At 62.8% G+C, this 20,211-nt stretch carries 14 protein-coding genes and 1 pseudogene; 9 read left to right on the top strand and 6 right to left on the bottom strand.

Annotated features, from left to right (window positions below; translation table 11 throughout):
• The first annotated feature begins 33 nt into the window (after nt 1-33).
• Nucleotides 34-531: a GreA/GreB family elongation factor gene (locus LOY26_RS03435; RefSeq protein ID WP_258714399.1), complete on the top strand. Its 498-nt coding sequence runs from the start codon at nt 34-36 to the stop codon at nt 529-531.
• 66 nt (nt 532-597) lie between these two features.
• Here LOY26_RS03435 and gdhA read toward each other — a convergent pair whose 3' ends face one another.
• The 3 genes from gdhA to LOY26_RS03420 all read right to left on the bottom strand — a co-directional run bounded on the left by gdhA (nt 598) and on the right by LOY26_RS03420 (nt 4,589).
• Entirely contained in the window at nt 598-1,938 is a 1,341-nt protein-coding gene (gene gdhA / locus LOY26_RS03430; protein ID WP_033701391.1) for an NADP-specific glutamate dehydrogenase, read from the bottom strand.
• Between the two features lie 324 nt (nt 1,939-2,262).
• On the bottom strand, nt 2,263-3,930 hold the full coding sequence (ettA, locus tag LOY26_RS03425; protein WP_027594531.1) for an energy-dependent translational throttle protein EttA: 1,668 nt from the start codon (nt 3,928-3,930) through the stop codon (nt 2,263-2,265).
• 260 nt (nt 3,931-4,190) lie between these two features.
• Nucleotides 4,191-4,589: a hypothetical protein gene (locus tag LOY26_RS03420; protein ID WP_047582799.1), complete on the bottom strand. Its 399-nt coding sequence runs from the start codon at nt 4,587-4,589 to the stop codon at nt 4,191-4,193.
• Nucleotides 4,590-4,860: 271 nt separating this feature from the next.
• On the opposite strand from LOY26_RS03420, the gene LOY26_RS03415 reads away from it, so the two are divergent.
• From LOY26_RS03415 to LOY26_RS03400, 4 genes are all read left to right on the top strand, one after another.
• A complete protein-coding gene (locus LOY26_RS03415) occupies nt 4,861-8,691 on the top strand; it encodes a bifunctional diguanylate cyclase/phosphodiesterase (protein ID WP_258714398.1) in 3,831 nt (1,276 codons plus the stop codon).
• 309 nt (nt 8,692-9,000) lie between these two features.
• Nucleotides 9,001-10,254, top strand: a complete 1,254-nt coding sequence (glyA, locus tag LOY26_RS03410; protein ID WP_033701398.1) for a serine hydroxymethyltransferase — start codon at nt 9,001-9,003, stop codon at nt 10,252-10,254.
• Between the two features lie 142 nt (nt 10,255-10,396).
• On the top strand, nt 10,397-10,987 hold the full coding sequence (locus LOY26_RS03405; protein WP_186662854.1) for a hypothetical protein: 591 nt from the start codon (nt 10,397-10,399) through the stop codon (nt 10,985-10,987).
• Nucleotides 10,988-11,056: 69 nt separating this feature from the next.
• On the top strand, nt 11,057-12,010 hold the full coding sequence (locus LOY26_RS03400; protein ID WP_258714397.1) for an arsenic resistance protein: 954 nt from the start codon (nt 11,057-11,059) through the stop codon (nt 12,008-12,010).
• Between the two features lie 78 nt (nt 12,011-12,088).
• On the opposite strand, the gene LOY26_RS03395 is transcribed toward LOY26_RS03400, so the two are convergent.
• Complete coding sequence (locus tag LOY26_RS03395) at nt 12,089-13,018, bottom strand: malate dehydrogenase (RefSeq protein WP_258714396.1); 930 nt, start codon at nt 13,016-13,018, stop codon at nt 12,089-12,091.
• Nucleotides 13,019-13,248: 230 nt separating this feature from the next.
• Here LOY26_RS03395 and LOY26_RS03390 point away from each other — a divergent pair, with 230 nt between their 5' ends.
• The 3 genes from LOY26_RS03390 (at nt 13,249) to LOY26_RS03380 (ending at nt 17,264) form a co-directional block, all read left to right on the top strand.
• Nucleotides 13,249-13,755, top strand: coding sequence for a sigma-70 family RNA polymerase sigma factor (locus LOY26_RS03390; RefSeq protein ID WP_033701403.1), 507 nt, complete (start codon nt 13,249-13,251; stop codon nt 13,753-13,755).
• Nucleotides 13,752-14,708, top strand: coding sequence for a FecR domain-containing protein (locus LOY26_RS03385; protein ID WP_186660579.1), 957 nt, complete (start codon nt 13,752-13,754; stop codon nt 14,706-14,708). The genes LOY26_RS03390 and LOY26_RS03385 overlap by 4 nt, the downstream gene beginning before the upstream one ends.
• Before the next feature lie 111 nt (nt 14,709-14,819).
• The gene (locus LOY26_RS03380) at nt 14,820-17,264 is read left to right on the top strand and encodes a TonB-dependent siderophore receptor (protein WP_258714395.1); all 2,445 of its coding nucleotides are present in this window, start codon (nt 14,820-14,822) and stop codon (nt 17,262-17,264) included.
• A 183-nt stretch (nt 17,265-17,447) separates the two neighbouring features.
• Here LOY26_RS03380 and LOY26_RS03375 read toward each other — a convergent pair whose 3' ends face one another.
• Nucleotides 17,448-17,675: a hypothetical protein gene (locus LOY26_RS03375; RefSeq protein ID WP_095063997.1), complete on the bottom strand. Its 228-nt coding sequence runs from the start codon at nt 17,673-17,675 to the stop codon at nt 17,448-17,450.
• A 1,076-nt stretch (nt 17,676-18,751) separates the two neighbouring features.
• On the opposite strand from LOY26_RS03375, the pseudogene LOY26_RS03370 reads away from it, so the two are divergent.
• Nucleotides 18,752-19,608, top strand: a pseudogene (locus tag LOY26_RS03370) (IS5 family transposase).
• Here the strand turns inward: LOY26_RS03370 and arfB are convergent.
• On the bottom strand, nt 19,605-20,018 hold the full coding sequence (gene arfB / locus LOY26_RS03365) for an alternative ribosome rescue aminoacyl-tRNA hydrolase ArfB (RefSeq protein ID WP_095064151.1): 414 nt from the start codon (nt 20,016-20,018) through the stop codon (nt 19,605-19,607). The pseudogene LOY26_RS03370 and the gene arfB overlap by 4 nt on opposite strands.
• Nucleotides 20,019-20,211 lie beyond the last annotated feature (193 nt).

Here is a 20,211-nt window from a genome sequence, read left to right as displayed (position 1 = left end):
TGCCATCATGGTCTTCAGCACAAGGAGGCCACCATGAGCCGAGCATTCGTCAACGAAGACCAGGCCGCCGCCCAAGCCGACCAGCCGGTAGAGCGGCGGGTCAGCGAGCAGCCCAACTACGTCACGGCCCTGGGCCTGGCGCAACTGCAGCAACGGGTGGCCGAACTCAACACAGTGCGCAGCCAGCTGCAGGCCCAGGGCGAGCGTGCCGACAAGCAGCGCCTGGCCGATGCCGAGCGTGACCTGCGCTACTTCAGCGCCCGGGTGCAGAGTGCCCAAGTGGTGCCAGCCGCCACTTCGCGGAGCAAGGTGCAGATTGGTAGCCGGGTGAGGTTTGTCGATGAGCACGACCAGGCGCACGAGGTGCAGCTGGTTGGGGAAGATCAGGCCGATGCGGGGCGCGGGTTGATCAATTGGGGGTCGCCGCTGGGGCGGGCTTTGCTAGGCGCGGGGCCTGGGGATGAAGTGGTTTGGCGGCGGCCGGTAGGGGATCAGACGATCGAGGTGGTCGCCATCGAGGGTGAGGCGTGAGGCCGCCCCCACACCTGTAGGAGCGGCGGGCCGATGGGGCCGCAAAGCGGCCCCATCGGTTTTGGATCAGACCACGCCCTGCGCCAGCATGGCATCAGCTACTTTCACAAAGCCGGCGATGTTCGCGCCCTTGACGTAGTTGATCTTGCCGTCAGCCTCTTCACCGTAGTGAACACAGGCATGGTGAATCGACTGCATGATGTTGTGCAGCTTGCTGTCCACTTCACCGGCCGTCCACAGCAGGCGCATGGCGTTCTGCGACATCTCCAGGCCCGACACGGCCACGCCGCCAGCGTTGGACGCCTTGCCCGGAGCGTACAGGATGCCCGCCTCCAGGAAGATATCCACAGCCTCGAGGGTGGTCGGCATGTTGGCGCCTTCGGCCACGCAGAAGCAGCCATTGCGCAGCAGGGTGCGGGCGTCTTCGGTGTCCAGCTCGTTCTGCGTGGCGCACGGCAGGGCGATGTCACACGGCAGGCTCCACGGGGTCTGGCCCTTGCGGAACTCCAGGCCGAACTCGCCCGCCAGGGTGCTGAGGCGACCACGCTTGACGTTTTTCAGCTCCATCACGGCGTCCCACTGGGCGTCGCTCAGGCCCGCTTCGGCGTACAGGGTGCCCTCGGAATCGGAAAGCGAGATGACCTTGCCGCCCAGGTCCATGACCTTGCGCGCGGCATACTGGGCCACGTTGCCCGAGCCGGAAATCGCCACGCGACGGCCATCGATGCGCAGGTCGCGGCGCTTGAGCATCTCTTCAGCGAAGTAGACGCAGCCGTAGCCGGTGGCCTCTGGGCGAATCAGGCTGCCGCCATAGGTCATGCCTTTGCCGGTCAGTACCGAGGTGAACTGGTTGGCCAGGCGCTTGTACTGGCCGAACATGAAGCCAATCTCGCGGGCGCCCACGCCGATGTCACCGGCAGGCACGTCGACGTCGGCACCGATGTGGCGGTACAGCTCGCTCATGAAGGCCTGGCAGAAGCGCATCACTTCTGCATCGCTCTTGCCCTTCGGGTCGAAGTCCGAGCCACCTTTGCCGCCACCCATGGGCAGCGAGGTCAGGGAGTTCTTGAACACCTGCTCGAAGGCCAGGAACTTGAGCACGCTCAGGTTGACCGACGGGTGGAAGCGCAGGCCGCCCTTGTACGGGCCGATGGCGCTGCTCATCTGGATGCGGTAGCCGCGGTTGACCTGGACCTTGCCCTGGTCATCGACCCACGAAACGCGGAACAGCACCGCGCGCTCGGGTTCGACCATGCGCTCCAGGATACCGGCCTGCAGGTAATGGGGGTTGGCTTCGAGGAACGGCCACAGAGTGCGCAAGACTTCTTCCACTGCCTGGTGGAACTCGGGCTGGGCAGGATCGCGTTGCTTGAGGCGCGCGAGGAAATTATCGACAGATTCGACCATGGTAGACATCTCACCAAGAGGGATTGGACTTATTGGTTTTTTTTCGAATGTACCAAGAAGCAATCGCACGAGAACAGGGCGTGATGTCGTTTTTTTGAAATTATTTGGTGCGTTTTATATAAATGTATACAAAATTGATGGATTGTTGTTAGCAGGTCGGGCCTCTTCGCGGGGCAAGCCCGCTCCCACAGGATCTATGAAAGGCCCAAGATCGCTGGAAATTGTGTGGGAGCGGGCTTGCCCCGCGAAGGGGGTGGCACCCATTGATGCCAGGCACAAAAATGGGGCCCCTGAGGGCCCCATTCTTGTGCATCGAAAACGGGCTTACTGGGCCAGCTTCTTGTGCCGTACACGGTGCGGCTGGGCAGCAGCATCGCCCAGGCGCTTCTTGCGGTCAGCTTCGTACTCGGTGTAGTTGCCTTCGAAGAACATCACGTTCGAGTCGTCTTCGTACGCCAGGATGTGCGTGGCCACACGGTCCAGGAACCAACGGTCGTGGGAAATCACGATCGCGGCGCCCGGGAAGTCCAGCAGGGCTTCTTCCAGCGAACGCAGGGTTTCGACGTCGAGGTCGTTGGACGGTTCGTCGAGCAGCAGGACGTTACCGCCCTCCTTCAGGGTCAGGGCCAGGTGCAGACGGCCACGCTCACCACCGGACAGGTCCTTGACGAACTTCTGCTGGTCGCCGCCCTTGAAGTTGAAGCGGCCAACGTAGGTGCGTGACGGGATCTCGTAGTTACCGATGCGGATCTGGTCGGAACCGTCGGAGATCTGCTGGAACACGGTCTTGCTGCCGTCCAGGTCTTCGCGGCTCTGGTCGACACAGGCCAGTTGCACGGTTTCGCCGATCTCGATGCTGCCCGAGTCCGGCTGCTCCTTGCCCATCAGCATGCGGAACAGGGTCGACTTACCGGCGCCGTTACCACCGATCACGCCGACGATGGCGCCTTTGGGCATGGCGAACGACAGGTTGTCGATCAGCACGCGATCGCCATAGCCTTTGGAAACGTTCTTGAACTCGATGACCTTGTCACCCAGGCGCGGGCCGGCCGGGATGTAGATCTCGTTGGTTTCGCTGCGCTTCTGGAATTCCTGCGACTGCATTTCTTCAAAGCGCTGCAGACGTGCCTTGGATTTGGACTGGCGGGCCTTGGCGCCTTTGCGCACCCACTCCAGTTCCTCTTTCATGGCCTTCTCGTGGGCGCTCTGCTGCTTGGATTCCTGCGCCAGACGGTCCGACTTGGCTTCCAGCCAGCCCGAGTAGTTGCCTTCGTACGGGATACCGGCGCCGCGGTCCAGTTCGAGGATCCAGCCGGCGACGTTGTCGAGGAAGTAACGGTCGTGGGTAATCGCTACCACGGTGCCGGGGAAGTCGTGCAGGAAGCGCTCCAGCCAGGCCACCGAGTCGGCGTCCAGGTGGTTGGTCGGTTCGTCGAGCAGCAGCATGTCGGGTGCCGACAGCAGCAGACGGCACAGGGCCACACGGCGCTTTTCACCACCGGACAGGTGTTCGATTTTCGCGTCCCAGGCCGGCAGGCGCAGGGCGTCGGCGGCAACGTCCAGCTGGCGCTCGAGGTTGTGGCCGTCGGCAGCCTGCAGGATCGACTCGAGCTTGGCCTGCTCGGCAGCCAGCTTGTCGAAGTCGGCGTCGGGTTCTGCGTAAGCCGCGTAGACCTCGTCCAGGCGAGCCTGGGCGTCCTTGATCACGCTGACCGCTTCTTCGACTACTTCACGTACGGTCTTGGCCGGGTCGAGTTGCGGTTCCTGCGGCAGGTAGCCGACGTTGATGTCGGGCATCGGACGGGCTTCGCCGTCGAATTCCTTGTCGACGCCCGCCATGATCCGCAGCAGGGTCGATTTACCCGCGCCGTTCAGGCCGAGCACGCCGATCTTGGCGCCTGGGAAGAACGACAGGGAGATGTTCTTGAGAATTTCGCGCTTCGGCGGCACGACCTTGCTCAGCCGATGCATGGTGTAGACGTATTGAGCCAAAACCAAGCCCTCTAAATAGGTAAAGACATCGACGAACGCCCCGGCAATGGGCCAGGGGGATGTGTTTACGGGGTGTCATTGAACAAAGTCGACCATTCTACGCCAACGCGCGGCGTTGCATAGGAGGGCCGGGTGGGGGGATCAACAGGGGGCCGCTTACGGCCCATTCGCGGGACAAGCCCGCCCCTACAGGTCGATTGCGGCTGTGGGAGCGGGCTTGCCCCGCGAATGAACCAGCAAACACAATTGCCCGAAAAGGCTCAGACGTGACGCTGTTTGGCCTTGCCCCGCGGCAACCGGCAACCGCCACCCTGCTCGGCCAGGCGCGCGGCCCAGGCAGACTTGACGCTGAAGCCACCCTTGCGGGCAGGCTGCTCGGCGGCCTTGGCCGGCTTGGCGGCAGGCTTGCTGACGGCCTGGGTAGCCGGCTGTTTCACCACGGGCGCGGCCGCAACCGGTGCTGCTGCCGCCTTGGCGGTCTTGCGCAGTTCGGCCAGCGACGGGGCCTTGCTTTTCGAGGCGGCTGCCGCCTCGGGTTTGACCAGCGAACGCTGGCACGACTTGCAGGATACGTCCTCGGTCACGGCAGTGCTGACAAGGGTCTGACTGCTGCGCCCACAGGCGGAATCGAGGCCATTGGAGGAAAAGTGAGTAACCAAAACCGAACATCTCCGAAGCGTTGTCATTGAAGCGGGCGACATTCTCGCACAGGTTGCAGGGGCTTGCCGAACCACAGGGGCGCGACCACGACCGTCGGCAGGCCGAGCGCCAGCGGACAACCGGGCTGGCACTTTGCCATAATCCTAGGCATGCTAGCCGGTTTAGGGTGTCCGGCCTTATAGTGCGCCACCGCGGTCTGGCAACCAGACACCGGCACCGACCGTGCATGATCAATCCCTGCCATCGCCAGCCCAATCGCAGGACCAACGCTTGACCAATCTCACTCATCCGTCGTCGCTGCGTCCCGCTTCACTGGCCCCTGCTGCTTCCCTGCGCGGGTCGATCAAGGGTGCGCTGGCGCTGTTGGCCCTGATTCTGCTGGCCCTGCTGCTGTGGCAGCTGTTCGCCCAGTTCCGCCATACCCAGGCCGACCTGCGCAAGCAAAGCCTGGAGGCCACTGCGGAGCTTGCCGACCACCTCAGCCTGAACATGGCGCTCAAAGCCCAGCAGGCGGTGAATGTGGTGCAGCCCTACGTCAATGCACCGACGCCCGCCGCCCTGCCCAGCCTGCTCGACACCCTGCGCGCACGCTTGCCCGCCCTGCGTGACCTGGCCTGGCTGGACACCAGCGGGCAGATCCGCGCCGACAGCCTGGCCGGCAGCCCAGACCGCCCATTGATTGGCGAGCTGCTGAGGTTGAACCAGGGGCGCCCCTACTTCTTCACCAACTCGGCAGACAACCGCACCCTCTACCTGTTGCTGCGCCAGTCCACCGAACAGGACCGCGGCTATTGGCTGCTGCGCCTGTCCGAGGCGTATTACCGTACCCTCACCGTGCACCTGGACAACCCGGGCCACCCGCTATGGCTGCTGGAAAACAGCCGCAGCGGCGCGGTGCTGGAGCGCCATGCCACCGCGCGGACCAGCACCGCGCCGCTGCAGAGCGTGATGCTGGCGTTCATCGACAACAGCACCTGGCAGCTGCGCGGCCTGTTCGACGCCGAGCTGGCCCAGCAGAAGTTGCTACCGGCACTGATCGGCAAGTGCATGCTGGTGCTGTTTTGTGCCCTGCTACCGGTGCTGGCATTGATCAACATGCGCCGCCGCCAACGCGCGCTGCAGGAAGACCGCCGGCGTTATCAGGAAATCTTCGAAGGCACCGGCGTTGCCCTGTGCGTGCTCGACCTCTCCAGCCTGCCCGGCCAGCTCGACCGCTACCACCTGCGCAACCACGCGGCCCTCAAGCACAGCCTGGCCCTGGACCCGAACCTGCGCCGCTCGCTGCTGCAGGAGTTGAAGATCACCGAGATCAACCAGGTGGCGCGCCAGTTGCTCAACGTCGAATGCCACGAGGGTGCCTGGCAGCGCCTGATCGACGGCAGCGGCGATGGCCGTGACAGCATCGGCATGCAACTGATCGATGCACTGATCGAACAACGCTCGTTGCTGGAGCTGGAAGTGCGCCTGCCGGCGCCGCTGGGCGGCGAACTGCACCTGTGGCTGATGGCCCGCCTGCCGCTGCAGCGCCGCGACTACCAGGCGGTGATCCTCAGCATCAGCGACATCACCAGCCGCAAGCAGGTGGAGCTGTCGCTGCTCGAACGCGAGAGCTTCTGGTCGGACGTGGTGCGTACCGTGCCCGACCAGCTCTACGTGCAGGACGTGCCCAGCCAGCGCATGATCTTCAGCAACCGCCACCTCGGCCAGACCCTGGGCTACAGCCGCACCGAGCTGGCGCAGATGGGCGACCGGTTCTGGGAATTGCTGTTGCACCCCGAAGACGCCGCGCACTTCCAGGCGCTGCGCCAGCATCAGCGTGAAACCGGCCACAGCGAACCACTGCACTGCCAGTTGCGCTTCCGTCACCACGACGGCAGCTGGCGTTGCTACGACATTCGCGAACAGGTGCTGACCCGCGACCCCGATGGCCTGGTGACGCGCATCATCGGCGTGGGCAAGGACGTCACCGTGCAGATCGAGGCCAGCCAGTCGCTGCGCGACAGCGAACAGCGCTACCGCATGCTGGCCGAAAGCATCAGCGATGTGATTTTCTCTACCGACAGCCAGCTGCAGCTGAACTACGTCAGCCCCTCGGTAAAGGCGGTACTGGGCTATCAGGCCGAGTGGATCTTCGACAACGGCTGGCAATCGATCATTGCCAACCCGGCGCAGCTGACCGGTATCTACAGCCTGATGGAGCGCGTCAGCAATGCCATGGGCGACCGCGAGCAACTGGCCCAGCTACGTAGCCAACTGCCGACTCAACTGTTCCTGTTCGACTGCCTGCGTGCCGATGGCCGCAAGATCCCGATCGAACTGCGCCTGGTGCTGGTGTGGGACGATCAGCAGCACTTCGAAGGCGTGCTCGGGGTAGGCCGCGACATCAGCCAGCAACGCCGCGCCGAAAAAGACCTGCGCATGGCCGCAACGGTATTCGAGCACTCCACCTCGGCCATCCTCATCACCGACCCGGCCGGCTACATCGTCCAGGCCAACGAGGCGTTCAGCCGGGTCAGCGGCTATGCGGTCAGCGACGTGCTCGACCAACTGCCCGGCATGCTTACCGTCGAGCAACAGCAGGAAGGCCACCTGCGCTACGTGGTCAAGCAACTGCACCAGCGCGGCAGCTGGGAAGGCGAAGTGTGGCTCAAGCGCCGTGACGGCGACCATTACCCGGCCTGGGTCGGCATCACTGCGGTGCTCGATGACGAAGGCGACCTGGCCAGCTACGTGTGCTTCTTCACCGACATCAGCGAGCGCAAGGCCAGCGAACAGCGCATCCACCGCCTGGCCTACTATGACGCCCTCACCCACCTGCCCAACCGCACCCTGTTCCAGGACCGCCTGCACACGGCCCTGCAGCAGGCCGACCGGCAAAAGGCGTGGGTGGTGCTGATGTTCCTCGACCTGGACCGCTTCAAGCCGATCAACGACTCCCTCGGCCATGCCGCGGGCGATCGCATGCTCAAGGACATGGCCCTGCGCCTGCTGGCCTGCGTGGATGACGACGACACCGTGGCGCGCATGGGTGGCGATGAGTTCACCCTGCTGCTGCAACCGCGCGCAACCCGTGAAATGGCCCTTAACCGCGCCATCCATGTGGCCGAGAACATCCTCGCCAGCCTGGTACGGCCCTTCGTGCTGGAAAACCGCGAGTTCTTTGTCACCGCCAGTATCGGCATCGCCCTCAGCCCGCAGGATGGCAGCGAGCTGAGCCAGTTGATGAAAAACGCCGACACCGCGATGTACCACGCCAAGGAACGCGGCAAGAACAACTTCCAGTTCTACCAGGCGGAAATGAACGCCAGCGCCCTGGAGCGCCTGGAGCTGGAGAGCGACCTGCGCCATGCCATGGAGCAGAACGAGTTCATCCTCTATTACCAGCCGCAGTTCAGCGGCGACGGCAAGCGCCTGACCGGCGCCGAAGCCTTGCTGCGCTGGCGCCACCCGACCCGTGGCCTGGTGCCACCGGGTGATTTTATCCCGGTGATCGAAGAGCTGGGCCTGGTGGTGGATGTCGGCGACTGGGTGCTGCGCGAAGCCAGCCGCCAACTCAAGGCCTGGCACAAGGCCAAGGTGCGGGTGCCTAAGGTGTCGGTGAACATCTCGGCGCGGCAGTTCTCCGACGGCCAACTGGGCACGCGCATCGCCACCATCCTGGAAGAAACCGGGCTGCCACCGGCGTGCCTGGAGCTGGAGCTGACCGAAAGCATCCTGATGCGCGAGGTCAACGAGGCCTTGCAGATTCTGGCCAGCCTGAAGAACCTTGGCCTGAGCATTGCGGTCGACGACTTTGGCACGGGTTACTCGTCGCTCAACTACCTCAAGCAGTTCCCGATCGACGTGTTGAAGATCGACCGCACCTTCGTCGACGGCCTGCCCGAGGGCGAGCAGGATGCGCAGATTGCCCGGGCGATCATCGCCATGGCGCACAGCCTGAACCTGGCGGTGATCGCCGAGGGCGTCGAAACCCATGAGCAGCTGGAGTTCTTGCGCGAGCATGGTTGCGACGAGGTGCAGGGCTACCTGTTCGGGCGGCCGATGCCGGCGCATCAGTTCGAGGCGCAGTTCAGCAACGAGACCCTGTTCATGTTCCAGTAACACCCCCTTTGCGCGACCCCGGGTAGGAGCGGCCTTGCGTCGCGAAAGGGCTGCGCAGCGGCCCCCGGATATGTGCGGTGACGCTGAAATCGAGGGGCCGCTGCGCAGCCCTTTCGCGACGCAAGGCCGCTCCTACACCCCCCACCTCCAACCGCAAAAAAACGGACTTGAGAGTCAACTCCAGCCCAGTCAGGGCGCGGCTTGCAACATGAGTCCCATTGGTCCGCGACTTGACGTCACTTCATATGCCAGGCGCGAAGCAATCGGTTAGAATGCCCCCCCAATTCAGCCCGATCCTTGAGGACCGCCATGTTCAGCCGTGATTTGACCATTGCCAAGTACGACGCCGAGCTCTTCGAAGCCATGCAGCAAGAAGCTCTGCGCCAGGAAGAGCATATCGAGCTGATCGCTTCGGAAAACTACACCAGCCCGGCTGTCATGGAAGCCCAGGGTTCGGTACTGACCAACAAGTACGCCGAAGGCTACCCAGGCAAGCGCTACTACGGTGGTTGCGAGTACGTCGACGTGGTCGAGCAACTGGCCATCGACCGCGCCAAAGAGCTGTTCGGCGCCGACTACGCCAACGTTCAGCCGCACGCTGGCTCCCAAGCCAACGCCGCGGTCTACCTGGCCCTGCTGTCGGCCGGTGACACCATCCTGGGCATGAGCCTGGCCCACGGCGGCCACCTGACCCACGGCGCCAGCGTCAGCTCCTCGGGCAAGCTGTACAACGCCATCCAGTACGGCATCGACGGCAACGGCCTGATCGACTACGACGAAGTCGAGCGCCTGGCTGTCGAACACAAGCCGAAGATGATCGTTGCCGGCTTCTCGGCCTACTCGCAAGTGCTGGACTTCCCACGCTTCCGCGAAATCGCCGACAAGGTCGGTGCCTACCTGTTCGTCGACATGGCCCACGTTGCCGGCCTGGTTGCCGCTGGCGTGTACCCCAACCCAGTGCCGTTCGCCGACGTGGTCACCACCACCACCCACAAGACCCTGCGCGGTCCCCGTGGCGGCCTGATCCTGGCCCGTGCCAACGCCGACATCGAGAAGAAGCTGAACTCCGCCGTCTTCCCTGGCGCCCAGGGCGGCCCGCTGGAGCACGTGATCGCCGCCAAGGCCATCTGCTTCAAAGAAGCCCTGCAGCCTGAGTTCAAGGCGTACCAGCAGCAAGTGGTGAAAAACGCCCAGGCCATGGCCAGCGTGTTCATCGAGCGTGGTTTCGACGTCGTTTCCGGCGGCACCCAGAACCACCTGTTCCTGCTGTCGCTGATCAAGCAGGAAATCTCCGGTAAGGACGCCGACGCCGCACTGGGCAAAGCCTTCATCACCGTGAACAAGAACTCGGTACCGAACGACCCACGTTCCCCGTTCGTCACTTCGGGCCTGCGTTTCGGCACCCCGGCTGTGACCACCCGTGGCTTCAAGGAAGCCGAGTGCAAGGAACTGGCCGGCTGGATCTGCGACATCCTGGCCGACCTGAACAACGAAGCGGTGATCGACGCCGTGCGTGAGAAGGTCAAGGCCATCTGCAAGAAGCTGCCGGTTTACGGCAACTGATTGGCGTTAGCCTGATGTGAAAAGCCCGGCCTTGTGCCGGGCTTTTTCGTTTTGCACCGCTTCGCGGAACCTGTTCCAGCTGGGTAGCCACCCCAAGACGACCTAGCCTGCGGCCTCCCCCACGCCAAACCGGAGGCCTTCCATGGCGGATCATGTAGCGCGTTCTTTCACGGCTACCCTGCAGATAGCCGAATCACCGGTGAACAGCCTGGACTGCCTGACCACAGGGCCAGTGAACCTGGTCACACCACGCTATGCACCAGGCCATGCATTTGACGGAGCCCGGGCGCTGGGCATGCTCAACGGCACGGAAGAAGACTGGCAGCACGGCAAGGAGTCAGGGCTGATCACGTTCGACAAGGGCGCCACGCCCTGTGCGCTGCTGCTGTACTTTCGCCACAGCGATGCCGGTTACAGGCTGTATGTGCGCAGCGGCCCTCATCTGGGTAAAAGCGTGTTCACGAACGTCGATGGGCAGGTGACCCTCAGAACCTCAACGTCGAAGGAGCCCAGCGTGTGGAGCCTGATCGATGTGCAAACCGGCAGCGCCTTCGACCTGACACTGCTCGAAGATGGCCGCCGCGAAATCCAGTTGATCAGCAGCGATGGCCACCCTCTGGAAATTCACAACCTATACCCTGTCGGCGGCTTTCTGGCGTGTTATGCCGAGGCCCAGCCATGCACCTTGAGCCTGTTGATCGAACAACGCGGGGTGGACTGGCTCGACACCTGATGTCGCCTGCACGCGCCCCACGTATTACCCTGTGCCGCTTCGACCTCCGAGCGCGCACAGGACCCTGCCTTGACCAGAGAGCAACTCGAAACCCACCAGATCCCGCTCTACTTTGCTGCCGTGCTGGTTGCCGCGGCCTTCGGCCTGCTGGCCCCTGACGCCGCTCACCCCCTGCAAGCCCTGATCACCCCTGCCATTGCCGTGCTGATGTACGCGATGTTTCTGCAGATCCCCTTTCTCGACCTGCGCCAGGGCCTTGGCAACCGCCGCTTCATCAGTGCGCTGCTGGTGGCCAACTTCATCCTTGTGCCACTGCTGGTATGGGCGATCACCCGCGGCCTGGTCGCGCACCCGGCCATCCTGATCGGTGCCCTGTTGGTGTTGCTGACACCGTGCATCGACTACGTGGTGGTGTTCACCCATATCGGCAAAGGCGACTCACGCCAGACACTCGCCGCAACGCCCGTGCTGTTGCTGGCGCAACTGCTGCTGTTGCCGGTGTACCTGGGGTTGATGTTGGGTGACGGCGGCGAGGTGGCGATTGCCATCACCCCATTCGTGGAAGCGCTTGCCCTGTTGATCGTGTTGCCGCTGCTGCTCGCCGTGCTGACCAGCGCCAGCGCCCGTCGCTCGCGTGTGGCAGCGGCATGGAACGACGCCTGGGCGTGGCTGCCGGTACCGGCGATGGCACTGGTGCTGATGGTGGTGATCGGCTCGCAGATCGCTGCCGTGCTGCATGACTTGGCGCGCTTGCTGCCGGTGATCCCGGTGTACATCGGCTTCATGCTGCTGGCGCCGCTGATCGGCTTTGCCACGGCGCGGCTGATGCGTTTGCCGGTGGCCGAGGTGAGGTCGGTGACCTTCAGTGCGGCCACCCGTAACTCGCTGGTGGTGCTGCCGCTGGCGCTGGCGTTGCCAGCAGACCTGCGCGGGCTGGCGGCAGCGGCGGTGATTACCCAGACGCTGGTGGAGTTGGTGGGGGAGTTGATTTACGTACGGGTCGTGCCAGCGCTCGTGCGCTGATTGCTCAAACGCTACGCCAGTCAGTCAGGGCCCTTGGGCCGCTGCGCCCTGCGACCCTGTCAGAGCCCTGCACCCCGTTCATAGCGCATTCATTTCAGCGATATCGCGCAGCACCTGGTCTGCAGAGTGGTCGAACATCGCCTGCTCCTGCGCATCCAGCGGCAACTCGATGACCCGCGCAATCCCCTCCCCAGCCAGTACACAAGGCACACCCATGGCAATACCTGTGCGCCCGTACTCGCCCTCCAGCACTGCGACCGCTGGCAAAATGCGATTTCGCCCATTGGCGATCGCATCCACCATCTGCGCGATGGCCACGCCCGGCGCGTCGCAGGCACTGCCCAGCTTCTTCAGCCCCAGAATCTCGCCGCCACCCTGGCGGGTGCGCTGCACGATGCGCTCTATCTGCTTACTGGACAGGAAGTGCGCCAATGGCACCGACCCGACCGCGCAGTAGCGCATCAGCGGCACCATGCTGTCGCCATGCCCGCCCAGCACCAGGGCGGTGATGTCCCGAGCGGAAAACCCCGTTTCCTCGGCAATGAAACACTTCATGCGCGCGGTATCCAACACCCCCGCCTGCCCGAACACCTTGTTGCGGCCCAGCCCGCTGCGCGACCAGGCACGATAGGTCAGCACATCGACGGGGTTCGACACCACCAACACCGTCGCCGCCGGCGCATGTTGTTTGATGTCCAGCAGGATGCCGTCGAGAATGGGCAGGTTGATACTCAATACATCCTGGCGCGACTGGCCAGGCTTGCGCGGCACCCCTGCCGTAATCACCACCAGCTCAGACCCCGCCAGCATTTCGGCCTTGGCCCCGCCCTGAACCCGGGTATCGGAACCCGACTCGACCGCCGCCTGCCAGATATCCAGCGCCTTGCCCTGTGCCAACTCACCCTGCACATCGATCAACATCAACTCACGGCACAACTCATCCCGGGCGATGACCTGAGCCGCCGCCTCGCCGACCAAGCCGGCACCCACAATGGATAATTTGTTCACCTGACACCTCCCAGCGGCGCGCGCCACCAGGAACACGCCTGCGTATACACAGAAGTATTGCCTGCCAGGGCTAAAAGGCCACCCCGAGGTTGATACCCGTCGGCTGAGCGGTTTGAGCCGCGCCAGGATGCAGTTCAGCCGATTCCTGCATCGGCTGTTTCCAAAGTCGCCCTCTCCCCACTACAATTGCAACTCATTCCTATCTGCAACTCATTCATGGGAAGAGGAAAGTGCCCACTGACGCCCCGTTGCAACCACTGGATAGCCTGTATCGCGACCACCACGGCTGGCTGCAAGGCTGGCTGCGTCTGCGCCTTGGTGATCGTGAGCGGGCTGCGGATATCGCGCAAGACACGTTCCTGCGCCTGCTGGTGACACGGCGCCTGCCGGCGCAGAGCGATGGGCGCCGGTTTCTGGCGCAGATCGCCCGCAACCTGGTCATCGACCAATGGCGCCGCCAACGTATCAAGCAAGCTTACCTGGAGAGCCTCGCCGCCCTGCCCGAGCCAGAAACCCCGTCGCTGGAAACCCGTGCCATCGTGATCGAAACCCTGATGCAGATCGACGCCATGCTCGACAGCATGCCCGCGAAGGTGCGCGAGGCGTTTCTGCTGTCGCAGTTCGAAGGGCTGAGCTATAGCCAGATCGCCGAGCGCCTCGAGGTCAGCGTCAGCTCGGTGCAAAAGTACATGCTGCGCGCCATCACCGCCTGCTACCAGGTGCTGTACGCCGAATGAAAACCACCAGCGAAGCGCCCGTCGCCTCTGCCATCGTCGAGCAGGCCAGCCATTGGCTGATGCTGCAATGGGGTGGCGAGCTGGACAAGGAACAACAGCGTCGCTTCGCTGAATGGCGTACCGCAGACCCGGAACATGATCGTGCGTGGCAGCGCCTGGAGCACCTGCAAAACACCCTGAGCGGTGTGCCCACAGATACTGCGCTGGCGGTGCTGCGTGAGCTGCCCGATGCGCGCCGCCGGCAGACGCTGAAACTGCTCGGCGCGCTGCTGTTGGCCGGTGGCAGCAGCTACCTTGCCCAATCGCAACTACCCTGGCGCGAGGCCACCGCCGACCTGCGCAGCGGTACGGGCGAACGCCTGCAGCGCACGCTGGCCGATGGCAGCCGGCTTAGCCTGAACAGCGGTAGCGCGGTGGATATCCTGTTCAGCGCGAGCGAGCGACGCATTCGCCTGCTCGCGGGGGAGTTGCTGCTCGACAGCGGCCATGACCCAGCGCAACGCCCCTTGATCGTGGACACCGCCGCCGGGGAAATCCAGGCGCTGGGCACGCGCTTTTGCGTGTACCAACGTGATGATAGAAGCCAGGTCGATCTGTTCGAGGGCGCGCTGGAACTGCGCCCGCGTCAGGCCCGCGCCACGCGCCTGCAAGCCGGACAAGGTTGCTGGTTTACCGCGACCCGGTTCGGTGACATCGCGCCCGCGAACCTCAACGCCATCGCCTGGCACGATGGCAGGCTTATCGCCGAACGCATGCCGCTGGGGCAGTTCGTTGCAGAACTGGCTCGCCATCGCCGCGGCATGCTGCGCTGTGACCCGACCATCGCCGGCCTGCCGCTAACGGGCGTTTTTCCCTTGGTAGACACAGACCGCGTACTGACTGCACTTGAGCAGTCCCTGCCGGTAAAGGTGCACAGGCTGACGAGCCTCTGGACCACGATCAGTCCTGCGTAGCGGCATTGCACGCACCGATAAAAAATGCTGCTGCCCCTTGTCGGTTTTGCCGACTTGTCCGGGATACCTCTTGAATCCAACCAAGAAGCATTCTCAAGAGGAACGTCAAGAGTGCCGTATCTGCCCACAACCACCTGTTCTCGACTGAGCCTTGCGGTGCGCCGCAGCCTGTTTGCCGGCTTGCTCTGCACCAGCCCACTGCTGCTTGCGCTGCCCGCAGTACCGGCTGACGCCAGCGAGCAAACACACAGCTATGCCATCCCCGCTGGCGGCCTGGACCAGGCGCTGAACCGCTTTGCGAGCGAGGCCGGTATCTTGCTTTCTGCCGATGCCCAGCTCACCGCCGGCAAGCGCAGCGCTGGCCTGAACGGCAGCTATTCCGTTGCAGATGGCCTGGCCCAGTTGCTGGCGGGTACCGGCCTTCGCGCATTCAATAGCGGTGGCAACTATACGGTGGAGGTCGCAGCGGGCAGCGGTGGCGCCCTGGAGCTGGAGGCGACCAACGTCATCAGCAACCAGCTGGGCACCGTCACCGAAGGCACCGGCTCTTACACGCCCGGCACCATCGCCACGGCCACCCGCCTGGTACTCAAACCCAGGGAAACCCCGCAGTCGATCAGCGTGGTCACGCGCCAGCACATGGATGACTTTGCCCTCAACAGTGTCGACGCGGTGATGCGCCACACCCCCGGCATCACCGTGTCGGCCTACGACACGGACCGGACCAACTACTATTCCCGCGGTTTCTCGATCAACAACTTCCAGTACGACGGCATCCCCTCCGCCGTGCGCAACGTTGCCTACTCAGCCGGCAACACCCTGAGCGACATGGCCATCTACGACCGCATCGAAGTGCTCAAGGGCGCCTCCGGCCTGCTCAGCGGCGCCGGCTCGCTGGGCGGTACCATCAACCTGGTACGCAAAAAGCCCACCGCCGACTTCCAGGGCCACGCCACCCTGGGCGCGGGCTCGTGGGACAACTACCGCAGCGAACTGGATGTCAGCGGCCCGCTGACCGAAACCGGCAACGTCCGCGGCCGGGCCGTGGTTGCCTACCAGGACAAGCACTCGTTCATCGACCGCTATTCGAGCCAGAATTCGGTGTTCTACGGCATCGTCGAGTTCGACCTGTCGCCCGATACGCTGCTGACCGTAGGCGCCGACTACCAGGACAACGACCCCAAGGGTTCCACCTGGTCCGGCAGCTTCCCGCTGCTCAATTCCAAAGGCGAGCGCAACGACGCCAAGCGCTCGTTCAGCAACGCAACCGACTGGAGCAGCTGGCAGCAGTACACCCGCACGGTCTTCGCTACGCTGGAGCACGACATGGGCGACGGTTGGGTGACCAAGCTGCAACTGGACCACAAGTACAACGGCTATGACGCGCAGATGGGCGCCATCCAGTTCGACCAGCCGCAGCCCGACGGCAGCGCCGAAATCAACGCGCAACGCTACAAGGGCGACACCACCAGCGACTCCGCCGACCTGTATGTCAGCGGCCCGTTCAACCTGCTCGGCCGCGAGCACGACCTGGTGCTCGGCGGCTCCATCAGCAAGGCCCACTGGGATGGCAAGGGTTACTGGGACGAAACCTTCTCGGTACCCAACCGCGTGGACTACAACAACTGGCACGGCAACCTGCCCAAGCCCGACTGGGGGCCGGTGTCGCAGCGCACCGACGACGTGATCCGCCAGACCGGCGTCTACCTCACCACCCGCCTGAACGTCACCGACGACCTGAAAGTGCTGCTGGGCGGCCGCGTGGTCAACTACAGCCTGACCGGCCTGACCCCGACCTACACCGAGTCCGGACGCTTCATTCCCTATGCCGGCGCCATCTACGACCTGAATGAAAACTTCTCGGTCTACGCCAGCTACACCGACGTGTTCATGCCGCAGGAAAACTACAACCGCGACCGCGACAACAAACTGATCGAGCCGGATGAAGGCGAGAACTACGAAATCGGGGTCAAGGGCGAGTTCTTCGACGGCCGCCTGAACGCCAGCCTGGCCTACTTCGAGGTCAAGGAAACCAACCGCTCGGTGCCGGACGACGCCTACAACAACCTGACCCCTACCCCATCCAACTACGCGTTCAAGGGCAGCAAGGCGACCACCAAGGGCTACGAGCTGGAAGTGTCCGGCGAACTGGCCCCAGGCTGGCAGGTGCAAGGCGGCTACACCCACAAGGTGGTGCGCGACAGCAACGACGTGAAGCTGTCGACCTTCGAGCCCGAAGACCAGTTCAGCCTCTACACCACCTACAAGCTCACCGGTGACCTGGACAAGATTACCCTTGGCGGTGGCGCACGCTGGCAGAACAAGGCCTGGCAGCAGATCTGGAACAGCCCCAAAGGCGTGAACGAGGACGTCACCCAGGAATCGTACTGGGTGGTGGACCTGATGACCCGCTACCAGATCACCCAGAACTTGTCGGCGACGCTTAACGTCAACAACCTCTTCGACAAGTACTACTACACCAACGTCGGCTTCTATAACTCGGCCATCTACGGCGAGCCGCGCAACGTCATGGTCACGACCCGCTGGAACTTCTAAAGCCCGTGCCAGCCTGGAATACCCGAATACCCAGGCTGGCCTTTGTGGGCACAACTGCCTTGCTCAAACTTCCAAAACAGCCATGCCCCCCGTGGGAGCGGGCTTGCCCCGCGAACACGGGCGAAGCCCGTGCCATCCACCACAGTGCCTGCTTCGCGGGTAAAACCGCTCGCACCGGGCCAACTAATCGCCCGGATCCTGCCCATTCAGCTCCATCACCTTCCCACACTGCTCACTGGCCAACCGGCTAATAATCCGAATCGCCTGATGGATACCAGCCGTGTTGCGAAAACTCAGCTGCGGGTTGTGTTCGCACTCCAGCATCTCGTCATGCTGGACCAAGGCTTCGCCTAGCAGCTCGAGGGTCCAGGCGTAGCTTTGGATGGTGGCGAGGCGTTCGTGGTCAGTCATGGGGGGCCTCCTGGGGGGTGGAGGTGGCGCAGGAATGGGTGTCGATGGGGTAGAAACGGTGGGGGGTGCGGGCCGGCGCGGGGCGGCGGCGGAGAACGAATGCGAGGATCCTTGATGGATTTAAGGTGAGCATGCATGAGACTCCAAGTTTTATTTGGAGCTGCCACGATCCTTCCTACGGGATTGGGTGGCAGCTGTGCATGGGGTAGGAATACCGGGAAACTTGGAAACCCGGCCAGGCCGAAGCCTGCCCACACACAGCCGCCATGACACAGCACGGCAGGCACAAAAAAAGCGCCAGCTGTGGTGCAGGGGCGCCTAGTGCATGCGCCAAGTTTACCAACGGGTTCCTACGCCCGGTCACGGAATTTGCCGCGACTTGGGAAATTTATCGCCTCGTTTCAGGTAGGGCAAGGTTCTTGGTTGTGGGAAACGTCCCATTGTTTTGTACGAATGCACAGGGAAACAAAACCGTAGCGTGCAAGGCAGGGAGGATGATGGACCATGGCTATTCACGCTCAACATTTCACCCTGACAGCCGTTAAAGCTCGTTGAGTCATACACAACGATGAGAACGGTTATGAAGCGAGTCGAACGGGATTTCATTACGCTATTCAACTGTTTGTGGTACCGCGATTTTCCGGTTACCGAGGGGAAAATTGCTCAAGGCCCGTGCCGCACGAGCGACTGAGGCCAGGATGTCCTCGGCTTTTTTATGGTTCTTCACGGAATGTTGGAGAAGTGAGGCTGCTATGTGCTTGTCGGGAGATAGGGTGATGGCGGCTAGGTGCCTGTCTTTAGCTTGGAGGTAGGGCGGCGCCGGATCTGATAGGCGCTGAAAATGCCAAGCCAGGCACCTGGTGGCCCCGAATACAATCTCCAGGCATCCCCCCCTTAAAAAAGCAGAGGACATCCTGGCCTCAGTCGCTCGTGCGGCACGGGCCTTGAGCAATTTTCATTGGTACTTCTGAAACACCGCACTAGGCTCTGTCTGAAATCCCAAGAAACTGAAATGTGGCCCCGGAACAGCCCAGGTTCGGTACAGTCGCCGACCATCTACGGAAAGGAATTCTGTGATGGCAAAGCGTTATGAGCTCTCGGATGAAGCGTGGGCGGTGGTCGCAGACCTCTTTACGGCAGTCCACGTCAGGGGCAGGCCCCGCAGCAGTGATCGCTTGATGCTCGATGGTGTTCTCTGGGTGCTCTGCTCAGGAGCAGCCTGGCGAGATATGCCCGAGCGTTTCGGGTCTTGGGCGACTGTCTATCACCGCTTCCGAGTCTGACGAAACCGCGGAACGTTCGATCAGATGCTCAGACGATTGCACCTCAGACTCAATGACAAAGGCTTGATCGATCCCCACACCTGGATGATCGATTCGACCGCTGTTAGAGCAACCCGTGCTTCATCTGGAGCGCGGAAAAAAGGGGGCCTGACGAGCCTGCCGATCACGCTCTAGGCCGAAGTCGTGGCGGCCTGACAACCAAAATCCACATGCTCTGCGACGCCAACGGGATACCGTTGCGCTTTCTCCTCTCTGGCGGTCAAGCCAGTGACATCAGCTACGCACAACCACTGCTGGACGAGGTCAGCATTCCATCGAGCCAACGTGGCCGCCCGCGCAAGCGCTGTAAATGGCTACTTGCCGACAAGGGCTACGACGCCGAAGCGCTACGCCGCTACTGCGATCAATATCGAATGCAACCCGTCATCCCGCTGCGCTCGATGAAGCGCAAGCCCAAGCCTGGCTTACCCAGACTGTTCGACCGGCCCAAATACCGACAGCGCAACATCATCGAACGCATGTTTGGCTGGCTGAAAGAGAACCGCCGGATCGTCACGCGCTTCGACAAGCTCGCAAAAAGTTACGCCGCGATGGTCTCGCTGGCTTGTGTCATGCGGTGTATGCGACGGCTTTTTTCAGACAGAGCCTAGAACTCAACCTTACCCCGCCCCGCCTTGACAGTACTGCGCCTGGCTTTTCCTTCGAGGCGGCGGGTCTTCGAGCCGAGAGTCGGTTTGGTGGGGCGGCGTTTCTTCTCGGTCTTGCCGGCAGCGATGATCAACTCGGCAAGACGCGCCATTGCGTCAGCGCGATTCTGCTCCTGGGTGCGGTACTGCTGGGCTTTGATGATCAACACGCCGTCACCGGTGATGCGACTGTCACGCAGCGCCAGCAGCCGCTCCTTGTAAAACTCGGGCAGCGACGAGGCGGGAATGTCGAAGCGCAGGTGCACGGCGCTGGACACCTTGTTGACATTCTGCCCGCCTGCGCCTTGCGCGCGGATGTATGTCAGTTCGATGTCGGCATCTGGCAGATGCACATTATTCGAGATGGTCAGCATGGCATGGCCTTTGTCATTGCCTTCCATTATCACAGCCTTCGCCGCTGGCCTACAGAACAAAAGACGTTTGACCTCAACCACAGTGGTCGAGACGCTCTACTCCGCCATTGCCAATTCGTACAACACTGCTCCCAGCTAGGACACTTGGAGTGGGGTGTTTCCCTCCAACCTCAGTCTGCGGAATAACTCAGCA

Origin of the sequence: Pseudomonas sp. B21-047, assembly GCF_024748775.1 — a bacterium.
Taxonomy (GTDB): domain Bacteria; phylum Pseudomonadota; class Gammaproteobacteria; order Pseudomonadales; family Pseudomonadaceae; genus Aquipseudomonas; species Aquipseudomonas capeferrum.
Note: the sequence above shows the minus strand (reverse complement) of the source record. Positions and strands in the feature narration are given on the sequence as shown.

What these genes read in the sequence shown, in the direction of transcription:
- LOY26_RS03435 (WP_258714399.1), top strand. Translation starts at nt 34, where the DNA reads ATGAGCCGAGCATTCGTCAACGAAGACCAGGCCGCCGCCCAAGCCGAC.
- gdhA (WP_033701391.1), bottom strand. Translation starts at nt 1,938, where the DNA reads ATGGTCGAATCTGTCGATAATTTCCTCGCGCGCCTCAAGCAACGCGAT.
- glyA (WP_033701398.1), top strand. Translation starts at nt 9,001, where the DNA reads ATGTTCAGCCGTGATTTGACCATTGCCAAGTACGACGCCGAGCTCTTC.
- LOY26_RS03405 (WP_186662854.1), top strand. Translation starts at nt 10,397, where the DNA reads ATGGCGGATCATGTAGCGCGTTCTTTCACGGCTACCCTGCAGATAGCC.
- LOY26_RS03385 (WP_186660579.1), top strand. Translation starts at nt 13,752, where the DNA reads ATGAAAACCACCAGCGAAGCGCCCGTCGCCTCTGCCATCGTCGAGCAG.
- LOY26_RS03375 (WP_095063997.1), bottom strand. Translation starts at nt 17,675, where the DNA reads ATGACTGACCACGAACGCCTCGCCACCATCCAAAGCTACGCCTGGACC.
- arfB (WP_095064151.1), bottom strand. Translation starts at nt 20,018, where the DNA reads ATGCTGACCATCTCGAATAATGTGCATCTGCCAGATGCCGACATCGAA.